The following is a 19,356-nucleotide window of genomic DNA, read 5'->3' on the forward strand; positions in this document are numbered from 1 at the left end:
CCTCAGACGCGCTCGGGGACGTTCGCGGCGACCGGGCGCTCGCTGCTGCGGCGGCGCAGGGCGGTGGCGCTGGGGACCAGGGCCGCGGTGAGCACGGTGACCACGGCGAAGGAGACGGTGAGGGAGGTGGCCTGGGCGATGCCGCCGATGACGGCGGGGGCGACCAGGCCGGAGGTGTAGGTGATGGTGGCGACGCCGGCGATGGACTGGCTGGGGTTGCTGCCGGCCCGGCCGGCGGCGGCGAAGGCCAGCGGGACGACGACGGCGATGCCGATGCCGATCAGCGCGAAGCCGGGGATGGCGAGGTACGGGGTGTCGGCGAGGACGACGAGCAGGCCGCCGGCGGTCGCGACGGCGCCGCTGATGCGGACGGCGCGGACCGGGCCGAGGCGGCGGACCACGGCGTCGCCGCAGAGCCGGGCGAGGGTCATGGTGGCGGCGAAGGCGGTGTAGCAGGCGGCGGCGGTGGAGGCGGAGGAGCCGGTGACGTCGCGCAGGTAGACGCCGGACCAGTCGGCCGAGGCGCCCTCGGCGAACACCGCGCAGAACCCGACCAGGCCGATCAGCAGTGCCTCCTTGGGCGGGAGGGCGAAGCGCGGCGGCGCCTCCTCCTCCGCCGCGGGGCGGACGTCGAGGACGCCGCGGCAGACGATCTGGGCGAGCACCGTGAGGACGACGGCGGTGACGGCGAAGTGCACGCGCGCGTCGAGGTGCTGGTGCGCGGCGAGCACGCCGAAGGCGGAGGCGACCAGTCCGCCGAGGCTCCACATGCCGTGCAGGCCGGACATGATGGAGGTGCCGAGCCGCTCCTCGACCTCGACGCCCTGGGCGTTCATCGCCACGTCGGACATGCCGGCGGTGGCGCCGAAGAGGAAGAGGCCGAGGCAGAGCAGCGCCAGGTTGGGCGCGAGGCCGGGCAGCACGATGGCCAGGCACCAGAGGGTCAGCAGGCCCTGGAGCGCGGCCCGGGCGCCGAAGCGGTGGACGATCCGGCTGGCCAGCGGCATCGCGAGCGAGGCGCCCACGGCGGGGAAGACCAGGGCGAGGCCGAGCTGCCCGGGGCTGAGGTCGAGGTGGTCCTGGATCCACGGGATGCGGGTGGCGAACGTACCGGTCACCGCGCCGTGCACGGCGAAGACCAGCGCGACGCTCACCCGGGCGCGGCGTACGTCCTTCAATGCGTCACCCATGGCTGGGCTTTCCCCCTACTGCGGTGCTTGTGGGTGGTTGTGATGCCGATAAACTATCAGGAAGGGATCCTGATAGAAACCTCTGGAAGGATGCAGGCTCATGACGACCGCGCGTACGGCCACGCCGAGCACCGCCCGCGCCATCAACGACCGGCTGGCTCTCGACCTCCTGCTGGAGCGGGGGCCGCTGACCGCGTCCGAGCTGCGCACCCTGACCGGGCTCTCCCGGCCCACCGTCGCCGACCTGTTGGAGCGGCTGCAGCGCGGCGGCCTGGTCGCCCCGGCCGGGGAGAGCGCGCAGCTGCGGCGCGGGCCGAACGCCCGGCTGTACGCGCTGGTCGCCGACCGGGCGCACCTGGCGGGCATCGACGTCCGCTCGACCGGCGTGTCGCTGGTGGTCGCCGACCTGACCGGGCGCACCCTCGCCACGGCCGAACTGGCCGCGGAGGCCGACGACGCGGACCTGCCGGAGCGGGCGGTGAAGGCGCTGCTCGCCGCCGCGGAGGATGCGGGCGCGCGCGAGCTGCACACGGTGGCGGTCGGCATCCCCGGGCTGGTCGACCCGGCGACCGGCGAGCTGAACAACTCGGGCAAGCTGCCGCGCTGGCACGCCGGGCTGCTGGAGGCGCTGCGCTCCCGGCCCGGCACCGACGTGATCCTGGAGAACGAGGTCAACCTGGCCGGGATCGCCGAGCACCGGATCGGCGCCGCCAGCGACCGCGACGACTTCGCGCTGCTCTGGCTCGGCCTCGGGGTCGGCGCGTCGGTGGTGCTGGGCGGTCGGCTGCGGCGCGGCGCGTCCGGCGGCGCCGGCGAGATCGGCTTCCTGCCGGTGCCGGGCGCGGTCGGGCTGCCGAGCGCGACGGGGTGCGAGGGCGGCTTCCACTCGCTGGTGAGCAGCGCGGCGATCTGCGCGCTCGGCCGGCGGCGGGGCCTGACCGTGCCCGAGGGCGGGGTGCTGGCCGCGGCGACGGCGCTGGTGACGGCGGCGGTCGCGGGCGGGGCGGAGGAGTTCCTGGAGGAGCTGGCCGGGCGGATCGCGCTCGGCGTCTCGGCGGTCACCGTGGTGCTCGACCCGGGCTGCGTGGTGCTGGGCGGCGAGCTCGGCCGGGCCGGCGGGCCGGTGCTCGCCGCGCGGGTGGAGCGGCAGTTGGCGGCGCTCGGCCCGATCCGCACCGAGGTGCGGGCCGGTACGGCGGGCGGCGGCGCGGTGCTCGCGGGGGCGGTGCTCACCGCCGGGGACGCGGTGCGGCGGGAGCTGTTCGGCGGCGTGGAGGCGTAGGCCCGGGTGCGGCGAGGGAGGCCGACGGGGCGTCAGGGGCGGGTGTGTCGCCCGGCCGGGGCCCGGTAGGGCAGGATGGCGGCGAGCGGCGGGGATCCCGCCGCACCCCCGACACGCAGGAGCAGCGCGCCATGGCCAAGCCCGACCGGCCGGTCCACTCGTACCGCATCGGCGAGGCCGCCGCGATGCTCGGTGTCAGCGCCGACACGATGCGCCGCTGGGTGGACGCGGGCCGGCTGCCCGCGGAGCGCGACGAGCACGGCCACCGGATCATCGGCGGTGCCGAACTGGCGACGTTCGCCCGCGAGTTGGCCAGGCCCGAGACCGCCGAGGCGGAGGGCCGCTCGTCGGCCCGCAACCGCTTCCCCGGGATCGTCACCAACGTGGTGCTCGGCGACGTGGCCGCGCAGGTGGAGGTGCAGGCCGGGCCGTTCCGGGTGGTCTCGCTGATCAGCCGGGACTCCGCGGAGGAGCTGGGCCTGGTGCCGGGGGCGCCCGCGACCGCCGTGGTGAAGTCCACCAACGTGGTGATCGAGCGGCGCTGAGCGATGGAGAGAGGTCTGCTGCCCCCCATGTCCCGTACCGTCCTGGCGGTCGCCCACCGCGGCGACCCGTACCGGTACCGCGAGAACACCCTGCCCTCGATCGTCTCGGCCCTCGCGGCCGGTGCCGACCTGGTGGAGGTGGACGTCCGGCTCACCCGCGACCGCGTCCCGGTCCTGCTGCACGACCCGACGCTGGAGCGCCTGTGGGACGACCCGCGCCCGCTGGCCGGGGTCACCGCCGAGCAGCTGGCCGATGTCGGCAGCCCCGGCCTGCGGGTGCCCACCCTGGCCGAGGCGCTGGAGACCGCAGCGGCGAGCGGCGGCCGGCTCCTGATCGACCTGGACGACGCCGGCCCGGTCGCCGCCACCTGGCAGGCCGTCACCGAGCTCGGCGCCGAGGACCGGGTCGGCTTCTGCGGCCCGGTCGGCGCGATGCTGGCCGTCCGGGAGCTCGCGCCGCACGCCGAGCTGTCGCTGACCTGGAAGCAGCCCCGGCTGCCCGGCCGGACCCTGCTGGACGAGCTGCGCCCGCACTACCTCAACCCGCCGTTCGCGATGGCCGAGCCGCGCCTGGTGGATGCTGCGCACGACGCGGGCCTGCGGGTCTCCGCCTGGACCGTCGACCTGCGGCGGACCATGAACCGCCTGCTGGCCGCCGGCGTCGACTCGCTGACCAGCAACCGCCCCGCGCTGCTGCGCTCGACCATCGACCGGCAGGCGGCCGCGCGGTGAGCGCGGTGCTCGGCCGACGGGCGCTCGGACGGGCGCTGCTGGCCCGTCAGCACCTGATCGAGCGGGTCGACCTGCCGGTCGGCGCGATGCTGGAGCACCTGGTGGGCCTGCAGGCACAGGCCGCGCCGGAGCCGCCGTACCTGGGGCTGCTGGCCCGGATCGACGGCTTCCGGCCGGAGCCGCTGAGCGGGTTGATCGAGCGGCGGGAGGCGGTCCGGGTCGCCCTGCAGCGCGGCACCATCCACCTGGTCACGGCCGAGGACTGCCTGGAGCTGCGCCCGCTGGTGCAGCCGGTGCTCGACCGGGCCATGCGCGGCAACTGGGGCAAGCAGCTGCCCGGGATCGACTACTCGGCGCTGGCGGCGTCCGCCCGGAAGCTGGTGGAGGCCGAGCCGCTGACCTTCCAGCGGCTCGGCGAGCTGCTGGCCGAGGAGTTCACCGGCCTGCCGGCGGCGGCGCTGGCGCAGGCCGCGCGGTCCGAGCTGACGCTGGTCCAGGTGCCGCCGCGCGGGCTCTGGGGCAGGGGCGGCCCGGCCGCGCACACCACGGCCGAGCTCTGGCTCGGGCGGACGGCGCCCGCGCAGGAGCCGTCGCTGGAGCGGCTGGTACTGCGCTACCTGGCCGCGTTCGGCCCGGCGAGCGCCGCGGACGTGCAGAAGTGGTGCGGCCTGACCGGCCTGGCCGCGGTGCTCAAGCGGCTGGCACCCGACCTCGTCCGGTTCGAGGACGAGGCGGGCCGCACGCTGTACGACCTGCCGGACGCGCCGCGGCCGTCGGCGGACCTGGCGGTGCCGGTCCGGCTGGTCGCGCCGTTCGACAACCTGATCCTCTCGCACGCCGACCGGACCCGGGTGCTGCCGGAGGAGTACCGGCCGCTGGTGATGACGCAGAACGGGCTGGTCGCCGGCACCGTCCTGGTCGACGGGCTGGTCGCCGGGCAGTGGTGGCTGGACCAGGACCGGGTGCGGGTGCGGCCGTTCGCGCCCTGGGGGAGCGCGGTCGACCGGCAGGTGGCGGCGGAGGGCCGGCGGGTGCTGGAGTTCGCCGGGCGCGAGGGCCCGGTGGAGGTGCAGGCGGGCTGACGGCCCGTCGGCGGGCACGCCCGGTACGGGGCGATTCAGGGCATTCGATCTCTTGTGTGCTGATATGTCTTCATGAGAGACCGGCTGCCGCCCCCCGTACGCCTGGCCGCGGCCTGGTCCGCGGCGGTGATCCTCTTCATCGCCGTCGCCGCCTTCGTCGTCTACGCCTTCGTCGCGCTGCGGGCCGCCACCATCCCGGTGATCATCTCGCTGCTGGCCACCTCGCTGCTCTACCCCGTGATGCCCTGGCTGGTCGAGCACCACGTCCGCCGCGGCCTCGCCGCCGGACTGACCTGCGCGGTGCTGGTGCTGGCGGTCGGCGGCGTGCTCGCCCTGCTGGTCAACTCCCTGGTGCACAGCGCCCCCGAGATCGCCTCCGCGCTCACCGAGGCGGGGGAGCGGATCGCCGAGTGGCTCGGCCCGCTCGGCGACCGCATCCAGCAGGGCATCCAGCAGAGCGCCGGCAGTGGCAGCACCCTGGTCACCCAGGTGGCCAACGGCGTGATCTCCGGGCTCGGCTTCGTCACCCAGCTGGCCACCGGAGGCGTACTGGCCCTCGCCCTGGTCTTCTTCTTCCTGCGCGACGGCCACCGCAGCGGCGACCTGGTCCGCGACGTCCTGCCGCCCGCCCAGGCCGAGACCGTCGTCGCCTGCGGCCGGCAGGCGTTCAACGCGATGGCCGGGTTCATGCGCGGCACCACGCTGATCGCCGCGATCGACGCAGTCTTCATCACCATCGGCCTGGTGGTCCTCGGCGTCCCCGGCGCGCCCGGGCTCGGCGCGCTGGTCTTCCTCGGCGCCTACATCCCGTTCATCGGCGCCTTCCTGTCCGGCACCGTCGCCGTCCTGGTCGCGCTCGCCGACGGCGGGCTCGGCACCGCGCTCTGGGCGCTCGGCGTGGTGCTCGCCGTGCAGGCCGTCGAGGGCAACGTGCTGCAGCCGCTCATCCAGAGCCGCACCGTGGAACTGCACCCCGCCACCATCATGATCGCCGTGGTGGCGGGGGCGGGCGTCGCCGGGATCATCGGCGCGCTGCTCGCCGTCCCGGTCTGTGCCGCGGGCATGGGCATCGTCTCGGTGCTGCGCGGCCGGACCGGGGAGGGCGGGCGGCGCGGCCGCCGCGGCGACGGGGGGACCGGGACGGCCCAGCCGGGCCCGGTCACGCCGTGAGCGGCTCCGTCACGGCGTGAGCGACTCTGTCACGGCGTGAGCGGCTCCGTCACGCCGTGAGGGCCTGCTCGCGCCAGTACTCGAACTGCTGCAGCGGCTCGCCGTCCAGCGCCCACGGCCAGGGTGCCACCGTCGCGCCGAGCACCTCGAACACCGTCGCCGCCTCGCGCAGCCGGCCCGCCTGCACCAGCGCGTACGCCAGCAGGTTGAGGTCGGCCGGGGCCCCGGCGTGGGTCAGCGCGTCCGGCAGCGTCCAGGTGAGCGCGCGCTCCAGCGCCGCCTCCGCGTCCGGCCGGGCCCAGCGGCGGCGGGCGCCCAGCGCGGTCACCCCGCCGGCCGCCAGGGTGGCCCGGTAGCGCTCCAGCAGCAGGGCCAGCTCCAGGCCGGCCACCGCGGAGTTCGCCGGGGCCGCGGCCCGGACCGCGTCCACGAAGTCCAGCGCCTGCGCGTGCGAACCGCACTCCGCCGGCGACAGGTACCCCAGCATCTCCAGGTGCGCGGCGCGGTTCCACGGGTCGCGCGCGCCGATCTCCCGGCACACCGGGTAGACCTCCTCCGCCGGGCGGCGCAGCAGGCGCAGCGCGCCCAGCTGGGCGATCCACGGCGTCGGGTCGGCCGGGACCAGGTCCGCCGCGCGGCGGCAGCGCTCCAGCAGGCCCCGCGGGTCCTCCACCGCGCCGTCCCGCCGGGCCTGGGCGAGCTCGGCCCAGACCTGGAAGACCAACGGGTCGGCGTCCTTCGGCCGCTGACGGCGCCACACCTGCGCCAGACCCGGCGACGCCGCCTCCGTCAGCACCGCCAGGCGGTGGGTGCGCAGGTCCCAGTCGGAGCGGGTGTCCCGCAGCAGCTGCTCCACCAGACCCGCCGACAGGTCGAGCTGCCCCTGCACCTGGGGGGCCGTCAGATGCTTGCGGACCCGGCCGAGCTCGGCGTCGTCCAGCTCGGGCGCCAGGCGCGGGGCGGAGGTGCGGCGTCGTCCAAAGATCGGCATGCCGAGGAAGCCTAGGCGCATCCGCAGGGCGCGCGACAGGGGAGATCGCGGAACGTTACCGACCTAATGCCTGGGGCCGTCAGGATCCGGGGCCGGTCGTCAGGACCCGGGGACGGTCGGCCGCGGGTCGTCCGCCAGCAGGCCGAACACCAGGTCGTCGGTCCACTCGCCCTTGAACCAGGTGTGCGCCCGACGCAGGCCCTCGCGCCGGAAGCCGACCCGCTCCAGCAGCCGCGCCGAGGACGTGTTGCGCGCGTCGCACTCGGCCGACACCTTGTGCAGACCGCCCGCGAAGAGCGCGTCCACCAGTGCCCGGACCGCCTCGCTCGCGTAGCCGTGCCCCTGCCGGTCGGCGGCCAGGGTGAAGCCCACCTCGGCCTGCCGCAGGTTCTCGTGCAGGCACACCCCGAGGTCGCCGATCAGTCGGCCCTCGGCGCGCAGTTCGATCGCGTACTGGAACCAGCCCGGCTGCCGAGGGTCCCCGGCGGCGTACGAGGCGACCTGCGCCTCGGCGGCCTCCGCGGAGAGCGGCGACTCCCAGCCCTGGTAGCGGGCCACCTGCGGGTCGGAGCGGTACGCGGCCATCGCCGGCGCGTCCTCGGGGCGGAAGCGGCGCAGCCGCAGGCGGGGCGTGTCGATCACCGCAGGAGCATGGCACGCCCGGCCAGGGTTGCCAATTGAGTTGCGGCGGGCGGATCGTGGTCGATAGCAATGTCACATGTTGCACGGAGAGAAGGTCGGGCTGCGAGCCCGCCACGACGAGGACGTCCCCGTCCTGCTGGACGAACTGCACGGTGACGTGGTCACCCGGACCCGGGGCGACGACCGCCCGTGGCGGCCGGTGGCGCCGGGCGCCACCACCGGCAACCCCTTCCGGGTCGACGACCTGCCCGAGGACGTGGTCTGCTTCTCGGCCGTCGACCTCGCGAGCGGCGAACTCCTCGGCGAGGCCGTGCTGTGGGGCATCGACCCGCACAAGCGCTCCGCGCACCTCGGCCTCGCACTGCGCCCCGCGCACCGCGGCAAGGGGCTGGGCACCGACGTCGTCCGGGTGCTCTGCGACTACGGCTTCGCCGTACGCGGCCTCAACCGGCTCCAGGTCGAGACACTCGCCGACAACACCCCGATGATCAAGGCCGCGGAGCGGGCCGGCTTCACCGTCGAGGGCACCCTGCGCAGCTCGACCTGGGTGTACGGAGGGTTCGCCGACGAAACGATCCTCGGCCTCCTCGCGGCGGAGTGGACGCGCTGACCCTTGCTACCGGACGGTATCGTCGGCACCGGGCGGGCCGGCAGGCGGCACGCCCGGTGAGGGGCACGGGAGAGAGCGCATGGAGTTTCGGACGGACATCCTCGGCGACCCCTACGAGGCCGTGGAACTGCCGCTCAGCCCCGACGAGGAGGGCGCCGTCTCCGCCACCCTCGTCCGGCGCCTCGTCCCCGGCTCGGAGAAGGCCGTGCTCTACGTGCACGGCTACGTCGACTACTTCTTCCAGACCCACCTCGCCGACCACTTCACCGCCGCCGGCTACTCCTTCTACGCGCTCGACCTGCGCAAGTACGGCCGCTCGCTGCGCCCCCACCACTCGCCGAACTTCATCCGCGACCTCGCCGCCTACGACGAGGAGCTCGACGAGGCCGCCCGGATCATCCGCGAACTCGACGGCCACCGCACCCTGGTGGTCAACGGCCACTCCACCGGCGGCCTGGTCACCGCCCTGTGGGCGAACCGGCGCGCCGGGCGGGGCATCGTCGACGGCCTGTTCCTCAACAGCCCGTTCCTGTCGATGCCCGCCGCCCCGGCCGTCCGCACCCTCGGCGCCCCGGCCGTCGAAGCGATCGGCCGGCTCTCCGCCACCCGCAAGCTGCCCACCACGCTCAACCCGCACTACGTGCACAGCCTGCACCGCAAGCACCGCGGCGCATGGGAGTTCGACCTCACCCTCAAGCCCGCCGAGGGCTTCCCGCTGTACGCCGGCTGGCTCGCCGCCATCCAGCGCGGCCACCGGCAGGTCCGGCGCGGCCTCGCCGTCGACTGCCCGATCCTGCTGATGTCCTCCACCAACTCCATCGCCACCACCAAGTGGCACCCCGCCCTGCACAGCGCCGACGCCGTGCTGCGCGCCGACGACATCGCCGCGCTCGGCCCCCGCCTCGGCCGGCACGTCACCGTCGTCCGGATCGAGGGCGGCGTGCACGACCTGGTGCTCAGCGGCGAGCAGGCCCGCGACCAGGTCTTCGCCGAGCTCGACCGCTGGCTCGGCGCGTACGTGCCGGGTGCGGGTGCGGGTGCGGAGTGAGTGACGAGAGCGAGGTGAGCGAGCCGCTGCCGGTCCAGCGGGCCGTCGCGCTCGGCACGGCGAAGCTGATGCCCGATCTGGACCGGGACGGCGGCTGGCTGCTCACCCTCGACGGCACGCCGCAGTCGTACGTCGACCTGGCCGACCCGACCCACCTCGAGTTCGAGTACGTCCAGCGGATCGCGCACCTGGTGGACACCGGGTTCCCCGCCGGCGACGCCGTCGACGCGCTGCACCTCGGCGGCGGGGCGCTCACCCTGCCCCGCTACCTGGCCGCCACCCGGCCCGGCTCGCGGCAGCGGGTCGCCGAGATCGACGGGCCGCTGATGGACCTGGTCGGCGAGGTGCTGCCCTGGCCGGACGGCATCGAGGTGCAGGTCGGGGACGCGCGCGAGGCACTGGCGGAGGCCGGTGAGGCGGCCTATGACCTGGTGGTCGCCGACGTGTTCCGCGGCTCCCGCACCCCCGGGCACCTGACCAGCGTCGAGTTCCTGCGGCACGCGGCGGCCGCGCTGCGCCCCGGCGGGCGGTACGCCGCCAACCTGGCCGACGGCCCGCCGCTCGCCTTCGCCAAGGCGCAGGCCGCCACCGTCCGGGAGGTGTTCGGGTACAGCTGCCTGGTCGCCGAACCCGGCGTGCTGCGCGGCCGGCGCTACGGCAACATCATGCTGCTCGGCTCCGACCGGCCGCTGCCCGAGGCCGAGTTGGCGCGCAAGGTCGCGGGCGACCCGTTCCCCGCACGGCTGGTCGGCGACGAGGAACTGGCCCGCTTCGTCCGCGGCGCCCGGCCGGTCACCGACGCCGAGGCCCAGGACTCCCCGCCGCCGCCCGCCGGGGCGTTCAGCGTCGGCTGAAAACCCGTTGGCCCCGGGCCGGGGAGCCGGTGAGAATCGGGCTCCGACGAGGAGAGGGGCAGCCGGGTTGGCGGTGTTCGGGTGCGGGGAGTGCGGTGCTCGGTTGACGGCGGCGGTGTCGGAGGTGGCCCTGCCGATCCATCTGGCCGGTACCCACTGGGAGCGGCTGCACCCGCCACTGCTGGAAGCCGGCACCTACGCCGTCGACCCCGATCCGTGGGGGCCGCCCTGGCGGCTGTGGGACGAGGTCGGCGAACGGGAGGCGGCCGAGCGCGGCTACTACCTGCCGCGCTACTCGGTGCCCTACGGGCCCGCCGGCAACCTCGTCCTGACACCCGGCGACACCCGCGGCACCGTGTTCCTCCCGGACCGCCTCGACGGCTACTGCATGGGCATCGACGGGCGGGCCGGACCCAACCTCGCGTGCGCCGGATGCGGACGCGAGGTCGGCTACCGGATCGACGACTGCGGGCACTGGCAGGTGGTCCGGCTGCTCGCGGGCGCGGTGCGACGGTTGCCCGGGCCGCAGGAGCGGCCGGTACTCGAGTGGGAGGACCTGTTCGAGGACGGCGTGCTGTGGACCCGGCCGGCCGACTACCGGGACATCCCCGCCGGCGTCGCGCTCGCCCACGTGGTGGCGGCATCCGGGGGCCGGCCGGTGATGCCGGCACCCGGACGGGTCGCCAGGCTGCTCGGGCGGGCGATCGAGACCCGGTTGCCCACCGGCGACGGTGGTCTGCGTCTCGACCTGGCCGGGCCGGGCATCGCGGAGCCGGACGCCGAACTGCTCCTGGTACCCGTCCACCCGCAGACGGGGGAGGTTTGGCAGCCGCGCGGCCCGGGGCTGGCCGTGCCGGTCGAGGCCGCGCTCTGGGCCGAGCTGGCCGCGCCCGCCGGATGGTCCCGGCGGCCGTGGCCCGTGCTCGGCAGGCTGCCCGCGGGCTGGGAGCCCGACGACCTCGTGCCGGACGTGCCGGTGGGCGCCGTGCTGCCCTCGGGAGAGGCGTACATCGGCACGCTGGAGCGACTGCCCGTCGCCCGGGAGCCGTGGCTCAGGGAACTGCTCCGGATCACCTGACCCGTCAGAGGGTGTGGCGGACCCAGACGTTCGGCTCCAGGTAGACGGCGCTGTCGGCGGCGAGGTCGCAGTGGACCGGGGCGAGGGCGGTCGGGACGGTGACCGGGCCGTCGGTGTCGAAGGGCAGACCCGTCCACTCGCGCCACTCCGCGAGCGAACCGGCGATGGTCATCGACGCCGGGGCGACCTTCTCCACGGTCGCACCCGCGCGGACGTGCACCCGCAGCCACGGGTCGTGCGGCAGCCCGTCCTGCTCGCGCACCCGGAACGCGTACTCCGACATCGGGGACTGCGGCTCCAGGTGCTTGGCGCTCGGACGGACCGGGGCGACCACCGCCGGGAAGCCGTGCCGGCGCGCGTTGTCCCGCATCGCGCCGAGCAGGACGCCGGACAGGCCGCGGCCCTGGAGGTCCGGGCGGACCGCGATCTCCAGCGCCGTCACCAGGTCCGGACGGTCGCCGCGGGCGTGGTCGGCGAACGCCCAGAGCAGCACCATGTCCCAGCCCCGGTCGGGGAGGCCGGCGGCGCGCTTCGGGTTCGCCTGGTGGAACGGGACGCTCAGGCCGCGGCCGACCAGCTCGCCGTCCGCGTCCGTCGCCACCAGCACGAACTCGGGGAACAGCTCCGGAACCCGGCCCAGATGGGCGCCCGCGACCGGGTCCTGCAGCATGAACGGCTGCCAGCTGTCCGGCATCTGCCACAGGGCCGGGGTGAGGTGCGGGCGGTCGGCGAGTGTGGTGACGGTGAGCGCGTTCATGAGCAGCACCCTAGGCGGGCCGGTGGAGGGCGGGCATCCGGTTTGTTCGCGTGGTGTGCGTCACTCCGTGGCTGTTCGGTCACCCAACGATCACAGTGGGGTTGTAATGTGACATTGCATTCGCCGGAAGGTCCGGAAATGCGAAGTTCCCAGGGGAGGACCCTTCTCATGTCTCGCAAGCTCGTGCTCGCGGCCGGTGCCGCCGGCCTCGCGCTGATCGCCGTCGCGCCCGCCACCGCGTCTGCCCAGACCGCCGCCACCACCACGGTGTGCGGCGCGTCCGGCCTGCAGGCCGGCCTCAACACCCGCGTCTGCGCCGACATCACCGGCGACCAGGTCGAGGTGTACGGCCGCGTCTCGCTCGCCGGCCCGCCCAGCCCCGGCAGCCCGTCGCCGTTCGGGCAGGAGCTGTTCACCACGCTGACCAGTGAGGCGCCCGCGGGGACGCTGAACCGGTCGGTGATCTTCAACTCCTCGATCGTCGAGGTGCGAGGGATTTCCGGGACGGTCGCGTGCGGCTCGACCGTGAAGGCCGGCTTCGCCGTGGCGAGCTACCCGTGGTCGCCGCGACCGGTCAGCCTGGAGACCACTGTCACCTGCTGACACCCGCACCCGCCGACCCGGCTCGCCCACCCCTCCGGAGGGCGAGCCGGGCCCGGCGTGGTCAGGGCTTGGGGGGTGGGGCGGTGGTGGCGCGGATGACGAGTTCGGGGTCGAAGAGGAGTTCGCCGAGGGGGACGTCGCGGCCGGTGACGAGGGCGAGGACGGAGCGGCCGACTTCGAGGGCGAGGCGGTCGGCGGGCTGGCGGACGGTGGTGAGGGGCGGGTTGGTGAACTCGGTGATCGTGGTGCCGTCGTAGCCGACGACGGAGACGTCGTCCGGGACGGTGCGGCCGTGGCGGCGGATGCCGCGGATCGCGCCGAGGGCCATGAGGTCGCTGGCGGCGACGATCGCGGTGGCGCCGAGCCCGAGCAGGGTGGCGGCGGCGGCCTGGCCGCCTTCGACGGTGTAGGACTGGCGGATCACCCAGCGTTCGGCGTCCTCGATGCCGCGTCGGCGCATCGCGGCGAGGAAGCCTTCGACGCGCCGGTCGGCGGGGTGGTTGCCGGCGGGGCCGGAGGCCATGCCGATGGTGCGGTGGCCGAGCCGGTGGAGGTGGTCGACGGCGAGTTCGGCGGCGAGCCGGTCGTCGGTGGAGTAGACGGGTGCCGGGTGGCCGTCCGCGAACGGGCCGTTGATGCCGATGTACGGGATGCGGCGGTCGCGCAGCATGCCGTAGGTGGCGGTGTCGGCGCCGACGAGGGTGTTGCTGGCGGAGAGGAAGACGACGGCGGCGATGCCGCGGTCGACCAGTTCGGCGATGAACTCGCGTTCCTGGACGCCGCCGGGGAACGCCGGGCAGAGCACCGTCTTGAGGCCGTGCGGGGCGAGCGCGGACTCGATGCGTTCGGCGACGTCGGCGAAGAACGGGTTGGAGATGTGCTCGGTGACCACGGCGATCAGCTGGCCGGGCCGGGGGCGTTCGTAGCCGAGTTCGGCCATCGCCTCCTCGACGGCGTCGCGGGTCTTCTTGGCGACGCCCTGCCGCCGGTTGATCACCCGGCTGACGGTCGCCTCGCTGACTCCGGCGCGTGCGGCGACCTCGGTGATCCCGACCTTCATACGACCCCTTCCACGGCGGCGGTGACCTGCATCATACGGCTGCCGGGCGACGCGTGACGGACTCGGGGAGGCTGCTTGCAGAGCGTGGATGAAAGTTTTCAACACTCAAAGCTATGAATGTGAGAAAGATTCCACCGATCCATTGCAGGCGCCCGAGCGTCGCTGTTAGCGTCCCTCGCGGTCCACCCACCGTCACCCTCACGTCCGGGAGAACCCATGAGGCGCGCACGCCTGCCGCTGCTCACCGCGATCGCCCTGCTTGTCCCGCTCGCGCCGTACACCGCCGCCACCGCCGCGCATGCCGCGCCGGCGAAGGGGGTGGTGCCGCTGACCGTCGCCAACCCCGGGTTCGAGAAGGGCACCAAGGGCTGGAGCTTCAGCGCCGGCACCGGTGTCGGCACCAACTACCCGCACGGCGGCGCCCGGCAGGCGTACCTGGACGGGGGTGCGGGGAAGCGGGTCAGTCAGACCGTCACGGCGGCCGCCTCCGGGCGCTTCGACATCTCCGCGTGGATCGCCACCGGCGGTCCGAACGGCCGGTTCACGGTGAAGGTGAACGGTGTCGGGGCCGGCTCGGTGGCCCTGCCGGCGCGCACCGCGTACGCCCGCTACACGGTGAGCCGGGTCGCGGTGGAGCGCGGCGACCGGCTGGAGATCGCGTTCGAGTCCGGTGACGCCTGGGTCAACGCGGACGACGTGATGGTCTCCCCGGCGGCTCCGGCCGACCCGGTCGCGACCTCCTCCGACCCGAGGGTCGTCGAGATGTTCGACTGGGCGAAGCGCAAGGCCAACTCCTGGGTGCAGCTGCCCGGCACCGTCGGCGCGATCAACGTGGACGAGAACCGCACGACCGGCAGCGGCACCGGCGCGTACGGGCCGTCGTACTGGGCGGGCTACGCCAACCGCAGCGGCTACTACTCGCGCGACATGACGCACCAGCTGGTCGGCGCCCAGGTGCTGGGCCTGAACGCCGAGAACCGCGCCATGCTGCGGTCCTTCGCGGCTTCGGCGACCGCGGCGCACAAGTACTACCCGGTGTGGGCGCTGAACTTCGACACCACCACGTACCTGGCGATCGACTACCAGAACTCCGGCAGCTTCGTGCGGGAGGTGCCGGCCACCTTCGAGCTGGTGGAGAAGGCCAACCAGGCGTACCGGTGGAGCGGCGACCGCGCGTACGTCGAGGACCCGGCGCTCTGGGACTTCTACCGGCACGCCACCCAGGAGTTCATCGACCTGCACAACGGCGCCAAGGACAACGGCCCGGGCGTCGCGGTCGCGGAGGGCACCGGCGGCGGGATCTTCCAGGGCACCGCCAGCTACGACGAGCAGGGCGGCGAGAGCCTGGCGGAGGCGGGCGACGGCATCGCCTCGCAGTACCAGGCGCTGCTGGCGGTCGCCTCGCTGGCGCGCGGCCGCGGTGACACCGCGGTCGCCGAGGCGTACGACGCCCGGGCGGCCGCGTTGAAGGCGTACTTCAACGACGACTGGAGCGGCGCCGGCTCGGGCGCGGAGATGGTGCGCGGCTACTCCACCGACGGCCGGGTGTTCACCGGCTGGGGCAAGGAGAACAGCTGGTTCATGCCGATGAAGCAGATCATCGACCCGGGGCCGCGCAACGACGCCTACCTCGACTACATCGACCAGCAGGCGCAGGGTCCGGCCCGCCCGCGGAACATCGAGGCGTACACCTACCTGCCCGACACCTTCTTCGCCAACGGCCGGCCCGACACCGCGTGGAAGTGGATGGGCTACGTCTACGACCAGCGCGACACCCAGCACATCAACGCCGCGCAGGGCCCCAACGGCGACTACCCGGAGGTGTCGTTCACCCTGGTCGGCCAGACCGTGGCCGGCCTGCTGGGCCTGACGCCCGACGCGCCGAACCGGGCGCTGACCACCGTCTCCCGGCTGCCGGCCGGCATGGGCTGGCTGCAGGTGGCCGACATCCCGGTCGGCGGGGACACCGTCACGCTGCGCCAGGACGGCGCGACCGGCACCACCCTCACCAACAACTCGGCGACCGGGGCGTACACCTGGGAGGCCCGCTTCCCCGGTGCGCACGCCACCGTCACGGTGGACGGCGTGGTGCGGCCCGCCGTGGCCGGCAGCGACCACGGCGTGGCGTACAGCTCCGCCACCGTCACCGTCGCCCCGGGCGCCACGGTCACGGTGACCGTCGGCTGATCGTCAAAGGCGCCTGACGCATCGTCAACCCCCGTTCGCCGGACATCTGTTCGGCGGGCGGGGGTTCTTTCCTGTCGGGAAAGTCCGTGCTACTTTCCTGAGAGGAAAGTTGACTCCGACGCCGCGGAAGGCGGGCAGCCGTATGAAACCCGACGAGGCTCGAGCCGCGCTCGACGACCTGCAGTACCGGCACCGGCAGACCCGCGCCGCCTCCACGCGGTACGGGTTCTCCGGGGCGAACGTGCTGGTCGCGGCGGTGGCCCTGTTCATCTCCCTCGCCTCCTTCGACCTGCCCAACCCGTGGGGCGGCGCCGTGCTGTTCCCCGCGGTGGGCCTGCTGGCCGTGCAGCTGACGGTCTGTCTGCGCCGGGCCCCGGTGCGGGTGCCGCTCGGCGGGCGGCAGGCGGTGCTGGCTTCGGCGGCGGGCGTCGCCCTGGTGGCCGTCTTCCGGCTGCTGGCGGGTGCGGCGGACGCGGCCGGGGTGCCGGCGCCGCACGCGGTCGCGGCCGCCGCGGTCTGCCTGGCCGGCCTGGCGGCGGCGGGCCGGGTGCGGGCCGCGGCGACGGTACCGGGCCGGGCGCCCGCGGAGCCGGATCCGGGCACCGATGGACAGTGACTTCGACGAGTTCCTGCACGTCCCGGCGCGGCTGGCGATCGTCGCCCTGCTCGCGCCGGCCGGCTGGGCCGAGTTCGGATTCGTCCGGGACGCGGTCGCCACCAGCGACTCGGCCCTGTCCAAGCAGCTCGCCGCGCTGGCCGGCGAGGGCTACGTGGAGATCCGCAAGCAGAACGCGCCGGGAGCGCGCCGGACCCAGGTCCGGCTCACCCCGCAGGGCCGGGAGGCGTTCCGGCGGCACGCCGCCGTCCTGGAGCGGATCGCCGCCGCGGCGAGAGCGGGCAGCGCGTGATGGCCGTGTTACCGACACGATGGGGGCAGACGTGATCGAGGTACAGCGACTCACCAAGTACTACGGGCGGACCCTGGCCGTCGACGACCTCAGCTTCCGGGTCGAACCGGGCCGGGTGACCGGGTTCCTCGGCCCCAACGGCGCGGGGAAGTCGACCACCATGCGCGCCGTCATCGGCCTCGACCGGCCCAGCTCGGGCCAGGTGCTGATCGGCGGCCGGCGCTACCAGGACCTGGACGCGCCGCTGCGGACCGTCGGCGCGCTGCTGGACGCCCGCTCCGCGCACGGGCGGCGCACCGTCCGGGCCCACCTGCTGGGGCTGGCCCGCAGCAACCGGATCCCCGACCGCCGGGCCGACGAGATGCTGGAGCTGGTCGGCCTCGCGGCGGTCGCGGACCAGCGGGCCAAGGGCCTGTCGCTCGGCATGGCCCAGCGGCTCGGCGTCGCCGCCGCGCTGCTGGGCGATCCGCAGGTGCTGCTGCTGGACGAGCCGGTCAACGGGCTCGACCCCGAAGGGGTGCTGTGGATCCGGCAGTTGATGAAGGGCCTGGCCCAGGAGGGGCGGGCGGTGCTGGTCTCCAGCCACCTGATGAGCGAGATGGCACTGACCGCGAGCCACCTGGTGGTGATCGGCCGGGGCCGGCTGCTCGCGGAGATGTCGGTCGAGGAGTTCGTGTCGCAGGGCTCCCGCGGCGGGGTGGTGGTCACCACGCCGCAGCCGGAGCGGCTGCGCGAGGTGCTGGCGGCGCGCGGCCTGGAGCTGCGGGACGGGCCCGAGCGCAGCGTCGTCGAGGTGCACGGCGCGGACGTCCGGACGGTCGGCGAACTGGCCGCCGAGCACCAGGTCGTGGTCTACGGGATCAGCCCGGCGACGGTGTCGCTGGAAGAGGCGTTCATGGAGTTCACCGCCGGTGCCGTCGAGTACCGGGCGCGGCAGCAGGGGGCGGAGTGATGGCGGCGACCGTGGAACGGCTGAGGCCGGCCGTGGCCTTCGAGTGGACCAAGGTGCGCACCCTGCGCTCGCTGTGGTGGAGCCTGGTCTGGTACGTCCTGCTGAGCGTCGCGGTGGGGCTGCTCACCGGCCTGCTGCTGCGCCGCAGTTACGCCGACCGGCCGGCGCCCGCCTCGTTCGACCCGATCTCCGCGGGCCACAGCGGCCTGCGGCTGGGGCTGATCGCGCTGGTGGTGTTCGGCGTGCTGATCGTCACCAGCGAGTACGCCTCCGGGACGATCCGCAGCTCGCTGGCGGCGGTGCCCCGGCGCGAGGTGTTCTACACCGCCAAGCTCGCCACCGGGGCGGCGGCCGCGCTGGCCGCGTCGGCGGTGGCGGTGCCGGTCGCGTTCTTCACCACGCAGGCGACCGCGGGCGGCGCGCCGACGGCCGGCCCGGCGGACACCGGCGTGCTGCGGTCGCTGGTCGGGGCGGTGCTGTACGCCACCCTGCTGTGCCTGTTCTGCATGGGCCTGGCGGGCGTGCTGCGCAGTTCGGCGCTGACCCTGGGCGTCCTGCTGCCGCTGTTCTTCACGGTCTCCACGATGCTCAGCAACCTGCCCGGGGTGCGGGTGGTGGCGCAGTTCCTGCCGGACGTGGCGGGCGGGCTGGCGCTGTACCGCGACCCGCCGGGGGACACCGTGCTGGGCCCCTGGAGCGGTCTGGGCGTGCTCGCGGTGTGGACGGCGCTGGCGGTGGCCGCGGGGTACGCGGCGGTGCGGCGCAGGGACGCCTGAGCGCGGAACGACCGCAGGGGCCCGGGGAGTTCGCTCCCCGGGCCCCTGCGCGTGCGTGCGGTCAGCCGTGGATGATGCCGGAGATGCCGACGGCGGTGGTCTCCGCGTCGGAGCCGGGGCCGTACTTGGCGCGCCGGCGGGCCTTGCGGGCGGCCTTCTCCTCCTGCCGGCGGCGGGCCTCGTCGGCCTGCTGCTCGGAGCCCCCGGCGGTCTCGGAGTTCTTGGACTTCTTTCCGAAGCCGAACATGATCGCATTTCTCCTCGTGCGCGACGGTGCGGTCTCCGGAGTTCTACCCGCCCGTGCGCGAACCCATTCACGGCGAACTCGAGCGGAACTCGAATACCAATTGAATTCCGCTGTGTGATCGGCGTCACATGACACTTTCCGTTGTGTCGAGTGTGAACGGCATGTAACTTCATTTCCGGCGGCCTGACCGAGGCGCGTCAAACGGAATTCGGGATTCGAATCGGAGGTGATTTCCCATGGCTTTCGACGGCGACGTTTCTCTTGTCGAGGAGATCGCGGAGCAGGACTTCGACGGTGTCGCGTACGGCGCGTGCACCACGAACACGTTCTCGCTGAGCGACTGGCTCGGCAACAAGGGTGGCTGGTGCACCCTGACCAAGGAGTGCCAGCCGAACTGCAACTGACGTTGCGGTGCGGCAGGTCCGGAATTCAACTCGGCTGAGGAGTTCGACAATGGAGAAGCAGGATTTCCTGGGCGCCTGGGACGAGCTGGAGCTGATCGAGCTGGGCGAGGAGGACGCGCACGGCGGTACCACCACCGTTCCGTGCTCCATCGCCATCACGGTCGCTGCCAGCAGCGCCTTCTGCCCCACCACCAAGTGCACCAGCAAGTGCTGACGCACTCCCGGTGATCCAGGCATG

At 74.2% G+C, this 19,356-nt stretch carries 23 protein-coding genes; 17 read left to right on the top strand and 6 right to left on the bottom strand.

Annotation, left to right across the window (positions count from 1 at the left end; all coding sequences use genetic code 11):
• Positions 1-2: 2 nt before the first annotated feature.
• A complete protein-coding gene (locus ACGFX4_RS03335; protein ID WP_393069817.1) occupies positions 3-1,190 on the bottom strand; it encodes an MFS transporter in 1,188 nt (395 codons plus the stop codon).
• A 100-nt stretch (positions 1,191-1,290) separates the two neighbouring features.
• Between ACGFX4_RS03335 and ACGFX4_RS03340 the strand changes: the two genes are divergently transcribed.
• The 5 genes from ACGFX4_RS03340 to ACGFX4_RS03360 all read left to right on the top strand — a co-directional run bounded on the left by ACGFX4_RS03340 (position 1,291) and on the right by ACGFX4_RS03360 (position 6,001).
• Complete coding sequence (locus ACGFX4_RS03340) at positions 1,291-2,472, top strand: ROK family protein (protein ID WP_393069819.1); 1,182 nt, start codon at positions 1,291-1,293, stop codon at positions 2,470-2,472.
• A gap of 131 nt (positions 2,473-2,603) precedes the next feature.
• Complete coding sequence (locus ACGFX4_RS03345) at positions 2,604-3,017, top strand: molybdopterin-binding protein (RefSeq protein WP_393069821.1); 414 nt, start codon at positions 2,604-2,606, stop codon at positions 3,015-3,017.
• A 27-nt stretch (positions 3,018-3,044) separates the two neighbouring features.
• Positions 3,045-3,749: a glycerophosphodiester phosphodiesterase gene (locus ACGFX4_RS03350; RefSeq protein WP_393069823.1), complete on the top strand. Its 705-nt coding sequence runs from the start codon at positions 3,045-3,047 to the stop codon at positions 3,747-3,749.
• Positions 3,746-4,831: a winged helix DNA-binding domain-containing protein gene (locus tag ACGFX4_RS03355; RefSeq protein ID WP_393069824.1), complete on the top strand. Its 1,086-nt coding sequence runs from the start codon at positions 3,746-3,748 to the stop codon at positions 4,829-4,831. The genes ACGFX4_RS03350 and ACGFX4_RS03355 overlap by 4 nt, the downstream gene beginning before the upstream one ends.
• A gap of 72 nt (positions 4,832-4,903) precedes the next feature.
• Positions 4,904-6,001, top strand: a complete 1,098-nt coding sequence (locus tag ACGFX4_RS03360; RefSeq protein ID WP_393069826.1) for an AI-2E family transporter — start codon at positions 4,904-4,906, stop codon at positions 5,999-6,001.
• A gap of 49 nt (positions 6,002-6,050) precedes the next feature.
• On the opposite strand, the gene ACGFX4_RS03365 is transcribed toward ACGFX4_RS03360, so the two are convergent.
• Together ACGFX4_RS03365 and ACGFX4_RS03370 are read right to left on the bottom strand one after the other, a co-directional pair.
• Positions 6,051-6,992, bottom strand: coding sequence for a hypothetical protein (locus ACGFX4_RS03365; RefSeq protein ID WP_393069827.1), 942 nt, complete (start codon positions 6,990-6,992; stop codon positions 6,051-6,053).
• A 99-nt stretch (positions 6,993-7,091) separates the two neighbouring features.
• Entirely contained in the window at positions 7,092-7,634 is a 543-nt protein-coding gene (locus tag ACGFX4_RS03370; protein WP_393069829.1) for a GNAT family N-acetyltransferase, read from the bottom strand.
• A gap of 76 nt (positions 7,635-7,710) precedes the next feature.
• Between ACGFX4_RS03370 and ACGFX4_RS03375 the strand changes: the two genes are divergently transcribed.
• From ACGFX4_RS03375 to ACGFX4_RS03390, 4 genes are all read left to right on the top strand, one after another.
• Positions 7,711-8,244, top strand: a complete 534-nt coding sequence (locus tag ACGFX4_RS03375; RefSeq protein ID WP_393069831.1) for a GNAT family N-acetyltransferase — start codon at positions 7,711-7,713, stop codon at positions 8,242-8,244.
• Positions 8,245-8,323: 79 nt separating this feature from the next.
• Positions 8,324-9,292 (top strand): alpha/beta hydrolase, encoded by a 969-nt coding sequence (locus tag ACGFX4_RS03380; protein ID WP_393069833.1) that lies wholly within the window; start codon positions 8,324-8,326, stop codon positions 9,290-9,292.
• A 14-nt stretch (positions 9,293-9,306) separates the two neighbouring features.
• Positions 9,307-10,146, top strand: a complete 840-nt coding sequence (locus ACGFX4_RS03385; protein ID WP_393070267.1) for a spermidine synthase — start codon at positions 9,307-9,309, stop codon at positions 10,144-10,146.
• A 124-nt stretch (positions 10,147-10,270) separates the two neighbouring features.
• On the top strand, positions 10,271-11,224 hold the full coding sequence (locus ACGFX4_RS03390) for a hypothetical protein (protein ID WP_393069835.1): 954 nt from the start codon (positions 10,271-10,273) through the stop codon (positions 11,222-11,224).
• Between the two features lie 4 nt (positions 11,225-11,228).
• Here ACGFX4_RS03390 and ACGFX4_RS03395 read toward each other — a convergent pair whose 3' ends face one another.
• Positions 11,229-11,981 (bottom strand): N-acetyltransferase, encoded by a 753-nt coding sequence (locus tag ACGFX4_RS03395; RefSeq protein WP_393069837.1) that lies wholly within the window; start codon positions 11,979-11,981, stop codon positions 11,229-11,231.
• A gap of 168 nt (positions 11,982-12,149) precedes the next feature.
• Here ACGFX4_RS03395 and ACGFX4_RS03400 point away from each other — a divergent pair, with 168 nt between their 5' ends.
• Positions 12,150-12,584: a hypothetical protein gene (locus ACGFX4_RS03400; protein WP_393069839.1), complete on the top strand. Its 435-nt coding sequence runs from the start codon at positions 12,150-12,152 to the stop codon at positions 12,582-12,584.
• Positions 12,585-12,645: 61 nt separating this feature from the next.
• On the opposite strand, the gene ACGFX4_RS03405 is transcribed toward ACGFX4_RS03400, so the two are convergent.
• Positions 12,646-13,644, bottom strand: a complete 999-nt coding sequence (locus tag ACGFX4_RS03405; RefSeq protein ID WP_393069841.1) for a LacI family DNA-binding transcriptional regulator — start codon at positions 13,642-13,644, stop codon at positions 12,646-12,648.
• A 216-nt stretch (positions 13,645-13,860) separates the two neighbouring features.
• Here ACGFX4_RS03405 and ACGFX4_RS03410 point away from each other — a divergent pair, with 216 nt between their 5' ends.
• The 5 genes from ACGFX4_RS03410 (at position 13,861) to ACGFX4_RS03430 (ending at position 18,467) form a co-directional block, all read left to right on the top strand.
• Positions 13,861-15,831 carry a hypothetical protein gene (locus ACGFX4_RS03410; RefSeq protein ID WP_393069843.1) on the top strand — a complete coding sequence of 657 codons (1,971 nt, stop codon included), beginning with the start codon at positions 13,861-13,863 and terminating at the stop codon, positions 15,829-15,831.
• A gap of 142 nt (positions 15,832-15,973) precedes the next feature.
• Positions 15,974-16,447 carry a hypothetical protein gene (locus ACGFX4_RS03415; protein WP_393069844.1) on the top strand — a complete coding sequence of 158 codons (474 nt, stop codon included), beginning with the start codon at positions 15,974-15,976 and terminating at the stop codon, positions 16,445-16,447.
• Entirely contained in the window at positions 16,437-16,739 is a 303-nt protein-coding gene (locus ACGFX4_RS03420) for a transcriptional regulator (protein WP_393069845.1), read from the top strand. The genes ACGFX4_RS03415 and ACGFX4_RS03420 overlap by 11 nt, the downstream gene beginning before the upstream one ends.
• Positions 16,740-16,770: 31 nt before the next feature.
• Positions 16,771-17,691: an ATP-binding cassette domain-containing protein gene (locus ACGFX4_RS03425; protein ID WP_393069846.1), complete on the top strand. Its 921-nt coding sequence runs from the start codon at positions 16,771-16,773 to the stop codon at positions 17,689-17,691.
• Entirely contained in the window at positions 17,691-18,467 is a 777-nt protein-coding gene (locus ACGFX4_RS03430) for an ABC transporter permease (RefSeq protein WP_393069848.1), read from the top strand. Before ACGFX4_RS03425 ends, ACGFX4_RS03430 begins: the two co-directional genes overlap by 1 nt.
• A gap of 61 nt (positions 18,468-18,528) precedes the next feature.
• Here ACGFX4_RS03430 and ACGFX4_RS03435 read toward each other — a convergent pair whose 3' ends face one another.
• The gene (locus ACGFX4_RS03435; protein ID WP_393069850.1) at positions 18,529-18,714 is read right to left on the bottom strand and encodes a hypothetical protein; all 186 of its coding nucleotides are present in this window, start codon (positions 18,712-18,714) and stop codon (positions 18,529-18,531) included.
• Between the two features lie 236 nt (positions 18,715-18,950).
• On the opposite strand from ACGFX4_RS03435, the gene ACGFX4_RS03440 reads away from it, so the two are divergent.
• The gene (locus ACGFX4_RS03440; RefSeq protein WP_345700835.1) at positions 18,951-19,118 is read left to right on the top strand and encodes a plantaricin C family lantibiotic; all 168 of its coding nucleotides are present in this window, start codon (positions 18,951-18,953) and stop codon (positions 19,116-19,118) included.
• Between the two features lie 49 nt (positions 19,119-19,167).
• Entirely contained in the window at positions 19,168-19,332 is a 165-nt protein-coding gene (locus ACGFX4_RS03445) for a class II lanthipeptide, LchA2/BrtA2 family (protein WP_345700836.1), read from the top strand.
• The last annotated feature ends 24 nt before the right edge of the window (positions 19,333-19,356 follow it).

It is taken from the genome of Kitasatospora sp. NPDC048365, from assembly GCF_043200835.1.
In the GTDB taxonomy this organism is placed as follows: Bacteria; Actinomycetota; Actinomycetes; order Streptomycetales; family Streptomycetaceae; genus Kitasatospora; species Kitasatospora terrestris.

What these genes read in the sequence shown, in the direction of transcription:
- ACGFX4_RS03335 (WP_393069817.1), bottom strand. Translation starts at nt 1,190, where the DNA reads ATGGGTGACGCATTGAAGGACGTACGCCGCGCCCGGGTGAGCGTCGCG.
- ACGFX4_RS03340 (WP_393069819.1), top strand. Translation starts at nt 1,291, where the DNA reads ATGACGACCGCGCGTACGGCCACGCCGAGCACCGCCCGCGCCATCAAC.
- ACGFX4_RS03345 (WP_393069821.1), top strand. Translation starts at nt 2,604, where the DNA reads ATGGCCAAGCCCGACCGGCCGGTCCACTCGTACCGCATCGGCGAGGCC.
- ACGFX4_RS03350 (WP_393069823.1), top strand. Translation starts at nt 3,045, where the DNA reads ATGTCCCGTACCGTCCTGGCGGTCGCCCACCGCGGCGACCCGTACCGG.
- ACGFX4_RS03360 (WP_393069826.1), top strand. Translation starts at nt 4,904, where the DNA reads ATGAGAGACCGGCTGCCGCCCCCCGTACGCCTGGCCGCGGCCTGGTCC.
- ACGFX4_RS03365 (WP_393069827.1), bottom strand. Translation starts at nt 6,992, where the DNA reads ATGCCGATCTTTGGACGACGCCGCACCTCCGCCCCGCGCCTGGCGCCC.
- ACGFX4_RS03375 (WP_393069831.1), top strand. Translation starts at nt 7,711, where the DNA reads ATGTTGCACGGAGAGAAGGTCGGGCTGCGAGCCCGCCACGACGAGGAC.
- ACGFX4_RS03380 (WP_393069833.1), top strand. Translation starts at nt 8,324, where the DNA reads ATGGAGTTTCGGACGGACATCCTCGGCGACCCCTACGAGGCCGTGGAA.
- ACGFX4_RS03395 (WP_393069837.1), bottom strand. Translation starts at nt 11,981, where the DNA reads ATGAACGCGCTCACCGTCACCACACTCGCCGACCGCCCGCACCTCACC.
- ACGFX4_RS03400 (WP_393069839.1), top strand. Translation starts at nt 12,150, where the DNA reads ATGTCTCGCAAGCTCGTGCTCGCGGCCGGTGCCGCCGGCCTCGCGCTG.
- ACGFX4_RS03405 (WP_393069841.1), bottom strand. Translation starts at nt 13,644, where the DNA reads ATGAAGGTCGGGATCACCGAGGTCGCCGCACGCGCCGGAGTCAGCGAG.
- ACGFX4_RS03410 (WP_393069843.1), top strand. Translation starts at nt 13,861, where the DNA reads ATGAGGCGCGCACGCCTGCCGCTGCTCACCGCGATCGCCCTGCTTGTC.
- ACGFX4_RS03415 (WP_393069844.1), top strand. Translation starts at nt 15,974, where the DNA reads ATGAAACCCGACGAGGCTCGAGCCGCGCTCGACGACCTGCAGTACCGG.
- ACGFX4_RS03420 (WP_393069845.1), top strand. Translation starts at nt 16,437, where the DNA reads ATGGACAGTGACTTCGACGAGTTCCTGCACGTCCCGGCGCGGCTGGCG.
- ACGFX4_RS03430 (WP_393069848.1), top strand. Translation starts at nt 17,691, where the DNA reads ATGGCGGCGACCGTGGAACGGCTGAGGCCGGCCGTGGCCTTCGAGTGG.
- ACGFX4_RS03435 (WP_393069850.1), bottom strand. Translation starts at nt 18,714, where the DNA reads ATGTTCGGCTTCGGAAAGAAGTCCAAGAACTCCGAGACCGCCGGGGGC.
- ACGFX4_RS03440 (WP_345700835.1), top strand. Translation starts at nt 18,951, where the DNA reads ATGGCTTTCGACGGCGACGTTTCTCTTGTCGAGGAGATCGCGGAGCAG.
- ACGFX4_RS03445 (WP_345700836.1), top strand. Translation starts at nt 19,168, where the DNA reads ATGGAGAAGCAGGATTTCCTGGGCGCCTGGGACGAGCTGGAGCTGATC.